This is a genomic window from Neisseria sp. P0018.S001 (assembly GCF_051957355.1).
Classification (GTDB): Bacteria; Pseudomonadota; Gammaproteobacteria; order Burkholderiales; family Neisseriaceae; genus Neisseria; species Neisseria subflava_A.
In genome coordinates, this window is sequence record NZ_JBQCWN010000054.1 from 1 (window position 1) to 490 (window position 490).

Annotated in this window: 1 protein-coding gene; it reads right to left on the reverse strand. The window is 68.6% G+C overall.

All coding sequences use genetic code 11. From position 1 onward, the window contains the following. Positions 1 to 132 precede the first annotated feature (132 nt). Positions 133 to 345 (reverse strand): hypothetical protein, encoded by a 213-nt coding sequence (locus ACTHTJ_RS10790; RefSeq protein WP_440362678.1) that lies wholly within the window; start codon positions 343 to 345, stop codon positions 133 to 135. Positions 346 to 490 lie beyond the last annotated feature (145 nt).

Sequence of the window (490 nt, forward strand, 5' to 3'; positions counted from 1 at the left end):
CCCCCCCCCCCCCCCCCCCCCCCCCCCCCCCCCCCCCCCCCCCCCCCCCCCCCCCCCCCCCCCCCCCCCCCCCCCCCCCCCCCCCCACCACACCCCCCCCCCCTCCCTCCCCCTTTTTGCATGATACGACGATCACATAGGTCTACACCGTCTAATTAGCTGGAAGAGTCGGATGTGTGTAAGAGGTGGCGCCAGCGGCGCCAGTGTCACCTTTTTCGCCTTTTTCGCCAGCGGCGCCGGTATCACCTTTTTCGCCTTTTTCGCCAGCAGCACCAGTGTCACCTTTTTCGCCTTTTTCGCCATATACATCATCACCACCTCCTCGCCCCCGCTAACAAGGCGCATCGGGGGCACCTTTTTCGCCTTTTTAAAAAGGGGGGTGGGTGGAGGATGGGGGGAATGGGGAGAAGGGGGGGGGGGGGGGGGATGGGGGGGGTGGGGAGAAGGGGGGGGGGGGGGGGGGGTGGGGGGATTGGGAGGGAGTGGGGGG

Excerpts from the sequence above, each read along its gene's own strand:
- ACTHTJ_RS10790 (WP_440362678.1), bottom strand. The coding sequence starts at position 345 with ATGCGCCTTGTTAGCGGGGGCGAGGAGGTGGTGATGATGTATATGGCG.